Source organism: Marinobacter salexigens (assembly GCF_002806945.1).
GTDB lineage: Bacteria > Pseudomonadota > Gammaproteobacteria > Pseudomonadales > Oleiphilaceae > Marinobacter > Marinobacter salexigens.
Genome location: NZ_NIHC01000001.1, coordinates 222,847 through 235,276 on the forward strand (window position 1 = coordinate 222,847; position 12,430 = coordinate 235,276).

12 protein-coding genes are annotated in these 12,430 nt (G+C 54.6%); 4 read left to right on the forward strand and 8 right to left on the reverse strand.

What is annotated here, in order from left to right:
* The first annotated feature begins 64 nt into the window (after positions 1-64).
* Positions 65-946, forward strand: a complete 882-nt coding sequence (locus CDH47_RS01020; RefSeq protein WP_100637971.1) for a response regulator — start codon at positions 65-67, stop codon at positions 944-946.
* Between the two features lie 26 nt (positions 947-972).
* Here the strand turns inward: CDH47_RS01020 and phoR are convergent, their stop codons facing one another.
* The 5 genes from phoR to CDH47_RS01045 form a co-directional block, all read right to left on the reverse strand.
* Positions 973-2,280: a phosphate regulon sensor histidine kinase PhoR gene (gene phoR, locus CDH47_RS01025; RefSeq protein WP_100637972.1), complete on the reverse strand. Its 1,308-nt coding sequence runs from the start codon at positions 2,278-2,280 to the stop codon at positions 973-975.
* A gap of 40 nt (positions 2,281-2,320) precedes the next feature.
* Positions 2,321-3,013: a phosphate regulon transcriptional regulator PhoB gene (gene phoB, locus CDH47_RS01030; protein ID WP_100637973.1), complete on the reverse strand. Its 693-nt coding sequence runs from the start codon at positions 3,011-3,013 to the stop codon at positions 2,321-2,323.
* Positions 3,014-3,263: 250 nt separating this feature from the next.
* On the reverse strand, positions 3,264-4,151 hold the full coding sequence (gene ubiA, locus CDH47_RS01035; protein WP_100637974.1) for a 4-hydroxybenzoate octaprenyltransferase: 888 nt from the start codon (positions 4,149-4,151) through the stop codon (positions 3,264-3,266).
* A gap of 108 nt (positions 4,152-4,259) precedes the next feature.
* Positions 4,260-4,826: a chorismate--pyruvate lyase family protein gene (locus tag CDH47_RS01040; RefSeq protein ID WP_100638717.1), complete on the reverse strand. Its 567-nt coding sequence runs from the start codon at positions 4,824-4,826 to the stop codon at positions 4,260-4,262.
* A 1-nt stretch (position 4,827) separates the two neighbouring features.
* Positions 4,828-5,385 (reverse strand): hypoxanthine-guanine phosphoribosyltransferase, encoded by a 558-nt coding sequence (locus CDH47_RS01045; protein ID WP_100637975.1) that lies wholly within the window; start codon positions 5,383-5,385, stop codon positions 4,828-4,830.
* A gap of 270 nt (positions 5,386-5,655) precedes the next feature.
* Between CDH47_RS01045 and CDH47_RS01050 the strand changes: the two genes are divergently transcribed.
* The 3 genes from CDH47_RS01050 (at position 5,656) to tesB (ending at position 7,953) form a co-directional block, all read left to right on the forward strand.
* Positions 5,656-5,823 (forward strand): rubredoxin, encoded by a 168-nt coding sequence (locus CDH47_RS01050; protein WP_100637976.1) that lies wholly within the window; start codon positions 5,656-5,658, stop codon positions 5,821-5,823.
* A 19-nt stretch (positions 5,824-5,842) separates the two neighbouring features.
* Entirely contained in the window at positions 5,843-6,997 is a 1,155-nt protein-coding gene (locus CDH47_RS01055; RefSeq protein ID WP_100637977.1) for an NAD(P)/FAD-dependent oxidoreductase, read from the forward strand.
* A 101-nt stretch (positions 6,998-7,098) separates the two neighbouring features.
* Positions 7,099-7,953, forward strand: a complete 855-nt coding sequence (gene tesB / locus CDH47_RS01060; RefSeq protein ID WP_100637978.1) for an acyl-CoA thioesterase II — start codon at positions 7,099-7,101, stop codon at positions 7,951-7,953.
* 14 nt (positions 7,954-7,967) lie between these two features.
* Here tesB and CDH47_RS01065 read toward each other — a convergent pair whose 3' ends face one another.
* The 3 genes from CDH47_RS01065 to CDH47_RS01075 all read right to left on the reverse strand — a co-directional run bounded on the left by CDH47_RS01065 (position 7,968) and on the right by CDH47_RS01075 (position 12,238).
* Entirely contained in the window at positions 7,968-10,538 is a 2,571-nt protein-coding gene (locus CDH47_RS01065; RefSeq protein WP_338037989.1) for an EAL domain-containing protein, read from the reverse strand.
* A gap of 62 nt (positions 10,539-10,600) precedes the next feature.
* Complete coding sequence (locus CDH47_RS01070) at positions 10,601-11,059, reverse strand: flavodoxin domain-containing protein (protein WP_100637980.1); 459 nt, start codon at positions 11,057-11,059, stop codon at positions 10,601-10,603.
* A 75-nt stretch (positions 11,060-11,134) separates the two neighbouring features.
* A complete protein-coding gene (locus CDH47_RS01075) occupies positions 11,135-12,238 on the reverse strand; it encodes a GGDEF domain-containing protein (RefSeq protein ID WP_100637981.1) in 1,104 nt (367 codons plus the stop codon).
* Positions 12,239-12,430: the final 192 nt, after the last annotated feature.

A 12,430-nucleotide genomic window follows, 5' to 3' on the forward strand; every position in this document is an offset into this window, starting at 1 on the left:
TGCGGGTTTTCCCGGCGGGCCTTTGATCTATAGTGGAAAGCATAAACCTCTACGAGCTAAAGACATGGCAACGCTGAAAGCGCTGGTGGTAGACGACGCCAGTTTTGTAAGGGATCTGGTTAAGCGCACAATACGCCAGCGCTTTCCGGTGATAGAAACCACCGATGCCCAGAATGGCCGCAGGGCCCAGTCCCTGATGTCTCGGGGCATGTACGATCTGATTCTTTGTGACTGGGAAATGCCAGAAATGTCTGGCCTTGAGTTGCTGCAGTGGATGCGCCAGCAGCCTCAGTACGAAAAAGTCCCGTTCGTCATGATTACCAGTCGGGGCGACAAAGACCATGTGATTGAGGCTGTTAAGGAAGGTGTGTCGGAATATCTTGGCAAGCCTTTCAGTCCGGAAGGCTTGAGTAACAAGATCATCAAGGTAATGGGCAGCACCTTGACTGCGGCTATGGGGCGCAGTCGCAAATCCATGGCCGGACCGGCAGATGCGTTCAAGGAGTCGGCAGCCCTGCTGACGCAAAAGAGGGGCCCTGTGCCTGCACCGGCGGCCCAGCCTGCACCGGCAGCCGGGGTGTTTGCCCCTCCCTCTGCGGAAGCACCTAAAACACCAGCTGCCAAAAGCCCCCTGAGCCTGGCCTCAATTCGGTTTGCAGACAGCACCCTGAAATCTGTGGTTAAAGACATCAATCTGACGGAAGTGCGGGTGATCGCCAAGCGGGATCAAGCCTTTCCGGGTATTCTCGAGCAGGCGGTGGTTGATATAGAAACCGGCGAAGGCCAGATGGCGCGGCTGAACGGCTACGTGCATCAACTGCAGGCCGTGGACAAGCGCCAGGATACGGATTTCGTGAGTGTGTCCATTCGGTTTGTGGATGAGGACCCGAAGAAAATGGAGGAACTCTCCCGGTTCATCGCCCGTTTCAGAGCAGGTAAGCGTTAGCGGATACCCTCGCCAGCATCAGGGCTTTAGTCAGTAGTCTGGGAAGCCAGGCGTTCTGCGGGGAAATGGCAGATAAACTCACTGCCCTCACCAAAGCGGCTTTTGATCTCCAGGCTGCCATCGTGGTTGATTAATACATGTTTGACGATAGCCAGGCCCAGCCCGGTTCCGCCGGTATCTTTATGCCGGCTGGGATCTGCCCGATAAAATCGCTCTGTTAGTCGGGGGATATGAACCTCGTCAATTCCGGCTCCCGTATCCTTTACCGAAAGATGCCCGCCTTTATGGTCGGTGAACCAGGACACCCTAATTCTGCCCTTGGCCGGGGTGTACTTGACCGCGTTGAAAATCAGGTTGGAAAAGGCGCTGCGAAGTTGGTTTTCATCGCCTGTCAGCTGCTGAGGACTGATAGCTTCAAGGCGGATGTCGTGCTGGTTCTCGCCGCTGAGAGTTTGTGCGTCCTGACAGATCTGGGTGATGAGTCGGCCTATGTCGGTTGGTTCGTTATTCTCCGTTTGGTCACCGGTCTCGATTCGGGACAGAAGAATAAGATCAGAAATCAGTGTCTCCATTCGAAACGACTGGGTCGCCATTGTGTTGATGGCACGGCGCCACTTGGGTGGCAGGTCATCGGCGTTGTCCACAAGGGTTTCCAGATAGCCACTGATCACCGTAAGTGGCGTTCTCATTTCATGGGACACATTGCTGACAAAATCCCGGCGCATTTGCTCCAGTTGATGCAGGCGGGTGACATCCTTGGCCACAATAAGGCGGTCGTTGTTTCCAAACAGGCTTATTTGTATTTGCAGATGAATATGGGGTTTTGCCGGTGAATGCAGCTCCAGAGGTTCCCGGTAGTCCATGCTGTCAAAGTAGGCTTTGAAGGCCGGTGTGCGGATGAGATTGTAAATATACTGCCCCTGATCCGTAGAACGGCGAAACCCCAGCAGGTGCTCAGCAGAGCCGTTCCACCACTCCAGTGCGCCTCGTGCGTTTGTCATTATGACGCCGTCCCGCATAGCGTTCGTGGATTCTTGTATGCGGTCTATGCGAGTTCTCAGCTCATCCTGCGTGCGCAGATAGTTTTTATTGAGCTTGTGCAGCCTTTCAAACAGATCCCCCCAGATACCAATACTTTGGGGGGCTTCCCCCGCTGTATCCGGGTCTGACAGCCATTGCGCCAGTCGACGGATTTGGTGGAGCGACCAGAGCAGATAGAGCACCAGGCCGGCAAACAATCCATAAAGAGGATACCCGAAGTACAGGCCGATAAGCGTCGTCCCGGCCAGAGCGGCGAGAGTATAGCCCAGGTATCGCGACCAGGTTTGCTCCATGAAGTGGTGCCTTGTAGTTCGATTCGAGTGTGGCTTTGGGTCAGGCGGGCTGGGTGGAAAACCGGTAGCCTGCGCCTCTCACCGTCTGGATCAAGTAGTCGTGGCGTTCCCCAAGGGCTTTTCGCAAGCGTCGGATGTGTACATCGACCGTTCGCTCTTCAACGTACACATTGCCGCCCCATACCTGATCCAGCAATTGCGAGCGAGTATAAACCCGCTCCTGGTGTGTCATGAAGAACTGCAGCAGGCGGTACTCCGTAGGGCCAACATTCAGAGAGGCGTCGTTTGCGGTGACGCGATGGCTTGAAGGATCGAGTATTAAACCATCCACCTCGATGGGGTTGTCGATACCGGGTGGAGTCGCCCTGCGCAGCACCGCTTTCAGACGTGCGACCAGTTCTCTGGGGCTGAAGGGCTTGGTGATATAATCATCGGCCCCGATTTCCAAGCCGCGGATTTTGTTGTCTTCCTCAACCTTGGCGGTCAACATGATGATGGGTATGTCTGCGGTTGTATCTTCTTTCTTTAGCCGCCTGGCCAGTTCTATGCCGCTGGTGCCCGGGAGCATCCAGTCCAGCAGCACTATGTCTGGCTGCCGGTCAACAATCAGGGCGTGAGCTTCCAAGGCGTCGGCAGCTTCAATGCATTCGTAATCAGCCATCTCCAGTGCAACAACGATCATCTCGCGGATGGCGGGTTCGTCATCGACAATCAGGACGGTTTTTCCAGACATATTCTCTAACCTGTTTCAGACCATGATGTGTTACTGAACTATTACAGCGCCTGAGTGTTACAACTGTGTGACAGCTTTTGTATTCAATGCTCTCACCCATGCAAACAGTAATGCCAAACTTGCGTCAGGGTGGGAAGAGGCTTCACAAACCGTGCATTGCCAGGGATGGCAATGCCGAGCCCCCAGGGATGGGTTTACGGCGTGTTTGTGAAGCCTCTTCCCACGCTGGCGCTGACGGCAATGTTAGTGCTCAGGCGACAATCAGGTCGATAACCAACCCGGTAAACACCGCAAACCCCGCCCAGTTGTTGTTCAGGAAGGCCTTGAAACAACCGTCGCGCTCGCGATCTTTGGCCAGGTATTGCTGGTAGATAAACAGGCAGGCCATGGCAACGAGCCCCAGGTAATAGAAGCTTCCCAGCTCATAGCGAGTGCCTACGATCACCAGGATAAGCACCACCATGGCCTGGAGCACCCCGATAATGGCCCGGTCGGCATCGCCGAACAGGATGGCTGTGGATTTGATGCCCACCTTCACGTCATCGTCGCGGTCTACCATGGCGTAGAGGGTGTCGTAAGCCACGGTCCAGAGTACGTTGGCAGTGAACAGCAGCCAGGTAACCTGGCTGAGTTCGCCAGCTTCGGCAGCCCATGCCATGGGGATGGCCCAGGAAAATGCAGCACCGAGGAACAGTTGGGGTAAATGGGTGAAACGCTTCGAGAAGGGGTAAATAAACGCCAGTATTGCGCCGCCGAAGGAAAGATAAAGGGTAAATGTGTTGGTGAAAAACACCACCATCAAGAAAGAAATAATACAAAGCCCGGCGAACAGTGCTACGGCTTCCCAGGCTTCTACCCGGCCGGTGGTCAGCGGGCGGTCTTTAGTGCGTTTTACGTGTTTGTCCCAGTCCCGGTCGGCAAAGTCGTTGATGGCGCAACCGGCGGCGCGCATGAAGAACACGCCCAAGGTGAAAATGATGATGTTGCTGATGCTTGGGCTGCCGTCTCCGGCAAGCCAAAGCGCCCAATAAGTGGGCCATAGCAAGAGTAATGTGCCAATAGGGCGGTCGATGCGCAGCAATTTTGCGTAATCGCTTAGTCGGCTCCGTATGTGTTCTGGCACGGCTTGAGGCAGCATGGGTCTATCCGTTTTGGGGCGTGGAACAGAGTGTGTGAAAAATAAATGTGCAGGGATTATAGCCAGTGGGCCGGCAGGGGTGAAAGCCGGAGTCTTCCCGGTAACCCGTCAGCTCTTGCGGTAAAGCACCGGTAGCAAATACTCGCCTACCAGCAATGCGCTCTCTTTGTTGCTAAACAGTGAGCGACGAGCAAGCTCGGGCTGCCCGGCTGATGATGAATTACGGCTTTCGTGGATACACAATCCGGTTTCAAGGGGGCCTCGCGCCCAATCGCGGCTGCTGAACAGGAAGGCGCCCAACGGTTTGTTGCCAAGGTTAAGAAGCCGCCTGCCTTCGCCCTTGAGGCAGGCGAGGGGAATCACGGTGCGCGCCAGAACCCAGGGCTTGCCGTCGCCACACAGGCGGACTTCACGAATCCAGGCTTGTTGGCGAAAAGGCATGCCGAGGCGCCGGGTTTCTTCCAGGGTAGGTGTGGCAAAGCCTTCGCGCTGCACTTCTACGTGAAACGAGTCTACACACTGTTTTTGCAATGCCCGGGTGAACGAACCTTCAACCCTCAGCCAGTAACGCGCCGGGCCATGCACCTCCGGATTGCGTAGCCCGGCAGCGGCAAAGGAGCGGTACCACTTGGTTGGCGGTGTAACAGTCTTCGGATTGTTTGCCAGGGAATCGATATCAAAGACCCTTAACGGCGTATATTCCAGGAGCGTTGCGCCAGTACCCTTTGTAATCCATGCCGTAGCCAAACAGAAAGCGGTCCTCAACGTACAGGCCAGTAAAGTCGGCTTTCAGATCCGGGCGCGCCTTGCGGTCATGTTGTTTGTCGACCAGTACGGCGGTCAAGACTTCCTTCGCTCCCTGGCTCAGGCAATAGTCAGCGATGGCGCACAGGGTGGTGCCTTCATCAAGAATGTCATCAACCACCAGCACAGTGCGGCCTTTCATGTCCGCTTTGGGCTGAAGAGTCCACTCCAGAATGCCGCCAGTGGTCTCCTGCCTGTAACGCGTTGCATGCAGGTATTCGGCCTGCACCGGGAAGTGGAGGCGGGGCAATAGCTGGCCGGTGAAGATCAGTCCACCATTCATCACACAAAATAGCAGGGGGTTGCTATCTTTGAGGCGGCCGGAAATGTCGTCGGCCAGAGTGCGGATGGCAGTCTGTACTTGCTGCTCATTAACCAGGCAATCAGCTTCGGCCATAACCTGATTCATTTCGGCGACGGCATCGGTCATAACGGTCGGTCCTGTCGTAAAACGGGCGATTATACCGGAGAGCGGCAGCAGAGGGGAGGGGGTACTATGCCGACAATTGGCAGAACATACAGTGCAGATGTGTTCTTGCTGGCATTGGTGAACCCGGGCATGGCGAGTATTATGTCGCTGCAATCGATAAGAATGAACCGCTTGGCAGATTTTGAGATGTGCTTGTGCCAATGTTGGCTTGTTGAATTATTGTTCGACAATTAGTGGGGTGCGTAAAAATATGTGGTGGAGAAATCGTTTATGAAGAAGTGGCAGTGCGTGGTGTGTGGCCTGGTTTATGATGAGGCAGAAGGCTGGCCGGAGGACGGTATTGAGCCAGGGACTACATGGGACGACGTGCCCGAGGATTGGGTTTGCCCGGACTGTGGTGTGGGCAAGGAAGATTTTGAAATGATCGAGATCGGTTGAACCTGAACGGAGCATGGTTATGAACGAGCAAGCGCCCATCGTTATTGTCGGAACCGGTTTGGCGGGTTATACCCTGGCCCGTGAAATCCGCAAACAGGATAAGGACGTCCGGATAGTTATGGTGACCGCTGATGACGGCGTCAGCTACTCCAAGCCCATGCTCTCGACCGGGTTTTCCAAAGGTAAGGACGCAGGAAGCTTGGCCCAGGCTGGAACTGAAGCCATGGCAGTTCAGCTTCAGCTTGAGTTGCGTACTTATACGACAGTCACTGGCATAGACACCAACGGCCACCGATTGCTGCTGGGCGACGATAGCTTGGCTTACAGCAAGCTGGTTTTGGCATGGGGGGCGGATGTCATCCGCCTGACTATCCCGGGTGATGGGCAGGAGCGGGTATTTCCGATCAATGATCTGGAAGATTACCGGGTGTTCCGCAAGGCGCTGAAGCCTGGAGGGCGAGTGGCTATTATGGGGGCCGGGCTTATTGGTTGTGAGTTTGCGAACGATCTGCGCAATGGCGGTTATGAGGTGGAGGTCATTGCGCCTTCTGATGCTGTCATGCCCAGTCTGTTGCCCCAGGCCGCCGCTAACGCAGTGCAGAAGGCGTTGGAGGCATTGGGGGTGCGCTTTCATCTGGAGACGGTTGTTGAGCGGGTTGAGCCAGCCGGAACGGGTGTTACCCTGTTCCTCGCCAACGGTGAGAAGTTGCAGGCGGATGTTGTGATTTCCGCCGTCGGTTTACGGCCTCGCACGCAGCTTGCTCGCGCTGCAGGAATCGATACAGACCGCGGGGTTAAAGTAAACAGGCTGCTGGAAACCTCGGCTCCCGATGTCTATGCATTGGGTGATTGTGCTGAGGTGGATGGCCATGTGCTGCTTTATGTTCTGCCTTTAATGGCCTGTGCCCGTGCCCTGGCAAAAACCCTGACCGGTGAGCCCACGGAAGTAACCTACGGCACCATGCCGGTAATGATCAAGACCCCCTGCTGTCCGACTGCAGTATGCCCGCCACCTTCAGGTGCTGAGGGTAGTTGGGACACTGAACAGGACGGCACTGATGTAAAAGCCCTGTTCAAAAGCCCCGAGGGTGATGTTCTGGGGTTTGCGGTTACCGGTCGGTTTGCGCTGGAAAAGCAAGCACTGTCAAAGGTTATACCGCCCATTCATTCTTGAGTTGCCTGGCCTCCCGCAGGCGCGGGCGACTTTATTATTGCGAAAGTCCCCGGCTTGCGGTAGAAAACCCTTCGTGTGCTAACGAATCAACAGGAGCAGGCATGCTTGAAATTACCAAAAAGCTGGTGGAATTGCTTTACCTGGCACCCATTAGTGATAATCACTACCGTGGCGACAGCCAGGATTTAGGGTTCCCCCACGTGTTTGGAGGCCAAGTTCTCGGGCAGGCTTTGATGGCCGCTAGCCATACGGTTGAAGGTCGCCTCTGCCACTCTATGCATGCCTATTTTCTGCGCCCGGGTAACCAGCATATGCCCATTGATTATGAGGTTCAGCGGGTGCGTGATGGTCGGAGTTTTTCTGTTCGCCGGGTCATTGCCCGCCAGGATGGCAAGGAAATTCTGACGGGGTCCATGTCCTTCCATGTCTTTGAGGAAGGCCTTGAGCACCAGGCAGAGATGCCTGCTGCCCCAGACCCTGAAACCCTGCGTTCGGAGCAGGATTGGGGCAAGATGATGGCCTCGCAGGCGCCAGAAGCCATACGAGAGATCATGACACGTGACCGCCCTATAGAAATCCGGCCTGTAAACCCCACGAATCCGTTTAAGCCTGACAAGCGCCCACCCCATAAGCAAAGCTGGATCCGGGCTTTGGGCCCTTTACCGAATGACCCGGTTTTACACCGCTGCCTGCTCACCTACGCATCGGATTTTTCGTTTTTGGGAACATCCCTTAACCCCCATAGCGTATCGTTTATGAACAAGGAGCTGCAGGCAGCAAGCCTTGATCATGCCATATGGTTCCACCGTGACTTCCGCATGGAGGATTGGCTGCTTTATGACAAGGACAGCCCGAGCGCCTCTTCCGGGCGGGGGTTCAATCGTGGCAACTTCTTCAATCAGGAGGGGGTGCTAGTAGCATCCGCAACGCAGGAAGCGTTGATTCGTCGGCGCTGATAGCCTGGTAGCGGCTACCGAATATTATCCGGTGCGTACTGTTTGGTAATAGTGTCCTGCCTTTGTGTAAGCCAGGTCAGCATTTGTTCAAACGGCAATGGCGGGCTCAGCAAATAGCCCTGAATCATGTCGCAGCCCATTTCCTTCAGGATGGCTGCAGTGGCCTCGTTTTCCACACCCTCGGCTACAACAAGGTAGCCCAAACTGTGGCACATGTTGATGGTGGTCTGGACAATAACCCTGTCTTCTTCCCGGGTGGCCAGGTCGGTTATAAGCGAACGGTCAATCTTGATTTCACTGGCGGGCAACTGCTTGATGTAGGAAAGTGACGAGTAGCCAGAACCAAAATCGTCAATGGACATCGGGATGCCCGCATCAGCCAGTGAGTTAAGGGCTTTCAAGGCATTGACGGGGTCCTGCATCATTGATGTTTCTGTGACCTCGAAGATAATCGCGCCTTTGTGTTGCAAATGAGCGCCCATCAAGCGTTTTACAAAAACCGGAAAATCCGGTTCCCGAAGGTTGTTGGGTGAGATGTTCACCGACAGGTCGAGAAGCTGCCCACGTTCAAGCAGACGGTTCCGTAGCTCTAGTGACTGCTCCAGTACCCAGCGGGTGAGTGGTTTGATCAGCCCTGTCTGTTCAGCCAGCGTGATGATCTGGTCCGCTGGAGCGGGTTGTTCTCGCGCTGGCCAGCGAATGAGGGCTTCCATGCCAGTGATCCTGCCTGTGCGCAGATCCAGCTTTGGCTGCAAATTAAGCGCTAGCTCATTATTTACGAGCGCTTTCTGTAACTCTGAAACCATGGTGAGCCGGCTGGCACTGTATGAATCTATGGATGGCTTGTAATAGGCAATTCCACGATCGTGGGCACGGTCTGAACCCTCCGCAATTGAAGCCTTGCGAATCAAGGAAGTAGCATCAGTTCCATGAACCGGCGAAACAGCGACGCCAAGCTGGGCGTTCAGCGGAATATGCATGCCCAGATAATCAACCGGGCTACGGATAGCCTCCAGCGCCCGCACAACAGCTCTGGGTGCGAGCTCTGTGGTATTGGCATCTACCACACAGGCCAGGGTTTCCGAGTCGAGTGAGGCTACGGAAAAACTGCGCCCGTTATGTTTGCCAAGAGAAATGATACCAGGTACCTGGCTGGCGATTGCGTTCAGGTTTTTTGAGGCCAGTTCCAGTATCAGGTCGCTGTTTTGGTGCCCCAGTGTCTTGGTTACAGACTGCAGGTTGTTGAAGTGGATAACCACTATACCGTGTCGCGTGTCGGGCGCCTGGTGAACCAGGTCATTCACCTGCATTTCAAAATTGGTGCGATTGGGAAGGCCGGTGAGAGAGTTGTGTAGCGCGCTTTCAATCAGTTTGAGTTCTGCGGAGCGCCGGGCGGCCATGGCCTTCAGCTCCGCTTCGCGGGCTACCACCTTTTCATGGCGCTCCTGATAAATGCGCGCAGCCAGAGCCAGGGCGAGCAGCATTGCTTCAAACGTTGAGCCAATTTCCATGCCGTAAGTGGTAATGAAATTGTTGGGGAGCAGGCCGTATTTGTTGGCCGCCGTAATGGCGCTGCCCAGGGATAGTGCGCCCCACGCTATGGTGTAATAGCCGGCTTGAGGATTTCCCCGGGCCCACTGTAATGGGCCTATCGCGGTGAGCAACAAGGTGCTTGGGATTGCCATGGCAACGGTGATCCGGATGGCGCTGCTGTAATCTATAAAGCCCGTCACGATCGTTATGGCGGCATTCACCGTAATGAAGCCAAGCACAATGCGATTGAGGTTTGGGGCCGTCTGCTTGAGCTTGAGGAAGCTGCGTGAGAACAGCAATGTGAATATCACAGCCAGAGGAACCGTGAACAGCATGGCGCGATTCTGTATTTCCGGGCTTTCGGGCCAGATCAGCTGATAGGCGGTTCCGTTAATATTGCTGATCAATAGCAGGTAGCCGAGCGTTGAAAGCACGTAAAACAAGTAAAGGGGTTCACGAAGGGAAAGAAAAACAAACAAGTTGAAGAAAATAACGCTGATCAGTATTCCGTAATAGACGGCATGTAGCTGCTCTTCAACGGAGGCGTGCTCAAAGAAGGCCTGGGTGTTCCAAAGGGCCAAGGGTGCTTGAAGCGTGCCGCCGGTTCGGATTTTCAGAAGAATTTGCCGATTTTCGGTGATACCCGGGCTGAACGGAAACAGAAAGTGGCGATTGAGAATGGGGCGCTGGGTAAACGGGTAGCGATCCCCAGTTATGACGGTGTCGACGAGCTCACCGCTTTCAATGAGGTAGAAAGTAACCTGGTCGAGCTGAGAGTACGCGAGTTCCAGTAAATCCACCTCAGGGTTCGCAGGCACCTCAAAACGAAACCATACGGTATCCTGGGTGTAGCCAAAATTCGGGCTGTTGTTTTTGAGGCGCTGCCAGTCATCCGAAGCGGCCGCTTCAAGGGGTGACATTTGAACGTCGGGCGGCACACGCAGAAACTCCACATCGGGAAAACGAAAAGTCTCAGCGCCCTGGCAGGACAACGCCAGGGACAAAAGCAGCATAAACACTGCCAGAATGCGAGACTTCTGGAACCTTGTCACGATTCACCGTTTGTTGTGACTGTTATTAAGCCAGCATGAGCTGCCGGCAATAGTGACTCAAGTCACTCTTGTGGAAACACAGCAGATACCCATTCGCGCACCCAGGGCAGAGCTTCATCTTCCGGGTCCAGGGTTTCCAACGCGTCAATGCACAGGGTTTCACCAACCTTGCGGGCAGCGGTTTCATACAGCGCTTCTTCCATCAGTTCGCCGGCACCGCAAAAGGTGTCGCCGTAGGAGCTGTCCCCCAGAACAATAACACCAAAGGGGCGCCCTGGCTGTTGTGGCAACTGATCTCGCAAGGCTGCGTAAAAGGGCAGCAGGTTCGCAGGAACCTCTCCCTGACCCGTGGTGGAGGTGCAGACCAGCAGGGGGGATGTGTCAGCCGTTATATCATCCAGCACCGGGTTCTCCAGAACCAGGACTGCATAGCCTTCGGCCTCTAATGTGTGTTTGATGGCTCTGGCAGTCATCAGTGCGCCTCCATAGACGCTGCCTACCAGAATACGAATGTCTGTCATGTGGTTTCCTGTTTAATGCAAAGCGGCTTCCGGGTTAACTGTAGCGCGGGATACTAGCCGTCAGACCTGGAGGTCTCAAGTGCCTGGCGCACTTCGGGCGCCGGTGGCCTGGCTGCGCACCCGGGGTGCAATCCGGTTACGGCCGGCTTCCTTGGCGCTGTAGAGCTGCAAATCCGCTTGCCGGAGCATGCTGTCAATGGAATCTGCCTGAGCCACCGAGCATATACCTGCACTCATGGTGATGGGTAAATCCTGCCCGCGAAAGCTGAACCTGTCTTCTGCCACCTCGCAACGCAGGCGCTCTGCCAGTGTGAGGGCTGGAATCAGGGAGGTGTCTGGTAATAGCAGCAGGAATTCCTCGCCACCCCACCGTGCGGCCACATCGGTCTGCCGGATGACGGATAACACTATTTTTGCAAACTGCTTCAGGGCCGCATCACCCGCGCTGTGGCCATACTCATCATTGATATTCTTGAACAGATCCAGATCGATCAGGACAATTGAAAAATGATGCCCGGTGCGCTGATACCGTGAAAACTCTTCTGACAAGCGGTTTAACATGTCCCGCCTGTTGGATAGTCCAGTAAGTTCGTCGGTTTTTGCGGCATGTTCATGGGTCAGTGCGAGATCCAGAAGTTCGTTTCGAGCCTTTAACCTGCTTGTTTCCAGGACAAAACAAAAAATCGATTCGAAGGTCAGTGTTGCGAAAAAACGGAGTTTGAAGTCGCTGTCGTACTCCGCCAGCACAAATGGAAGGCCGGGAAACTGGAACACAATAATCGCCACCAGATAGACCAACAGCAGAATCAAGGTGCCGGTTTTGAGATTGGTGAGGAAAAACAATAGAGGCGGGAACACATAAAACCAAAGAGGGCCGGTATTGCTTTCGCCACCAGAGGCGATGAGGTAAGAAAAAAGCAGGCTGACTGTCAACAAAAGCCCGAGTTTTTGCGTGTTGCGGTTACGGGATTTGGCAAACCAGGCCATGTTAACCACAACCGGAACAGTAAAACCCCACAGGATCAGGGCGTGGTTGTAGTATTCTGAGAGCCAGGCTTTGGTGCCGATGCCTGACAAGGTCAGAAGCGCCGCGAGTGACAGCCACGTCAGCACTAATGATATCTGTGCGCTTTCGTGTTCCTGCGCAGCTTGGTAGCCCAAAGAAGAGAGTTTGGTCATAGTGGCTCTGTTTATAGACGCGAGGCTATTTCGTGGCAACCTGGTTATTCGCTCATTATGAATCAGACAACGATAGGTATGCATCTACTACGGGTTTATTCTGTGATCGGGTCGCGTAGAAGCACATCTGTTTCAATTTGGGGGCAAAAAATTTATAGTTGCGCGCAGCAAGGCTGTTCGATCTCCATTCAG

Coding starts and splice junctions, on each gene's coding strand:
- phoB (WP_100637973.1), bottom strand. CDS start 3,013: ATGTCTGGAAAAACCGTCCTGATTGTCGATGACGAACCCGCCATCCGC.
- CDH47_RS01070 (WP_100637980.1), bottom strand. CDS start 11,059: ATGACAGACATTCGTATTCTGGTAGGCAGCGTCTATGGAGGCGCACTG.
- CDH47_RS01045 (WP_100637975.1), bottom strand. CDS start 5,385: ATGACCGATGCCGTCGCCGAAATGAATCAGGTTATGGCCGAAGCTGAT.
- CDH47_RS01055 (WP_100637977.1), top strand. CDS start 5,843: ATGAACGAGCAAGCGCCCATCGTTATTGTCGGAACCGGTTTGGCGGGT.
- CDH47_RS01020 (WP_100637971.1), top strand. CDS start 65: ATGGCAACGCTGAAAGCGCTGGTGGTAGACGACGCCAGTTTTGTAAGG.
- CDH47_RS01075 (WP_100637981.1), bottom strand. CDS start 12,238: ATGACCAAACTCTCTTCTTTGGGCTACCAAGCTGCGCAGGAACACGAA.
- phoR (WP_100637972.1), bottom strand. CDS start 2,280: ATGGAGCAAACCTGGTCGCGATACCTGGGCTATACTCTCGCCGCTCTG.
- CDH47_RS01050 (WP_100637976.1), top strand. CDS start 5,656: ATGAAGAAGTGGCAGTGCGTGGTGTGTGGCCTGGTTTATGATGAGGCA.
- ubiA (WP_100637974.1), bottom strand. CDS start 4,151: ATGCTGCCTCAAGCCGTGCCAGAACACATACGGAGCCGACTAAGCGAT.
- tesB (WP_100637978.1), top strand. CDS start 7,099: ATGCTTGAAATTACCAAAAAGCTGGTGGAATTGCTTTACCTGGCACCC.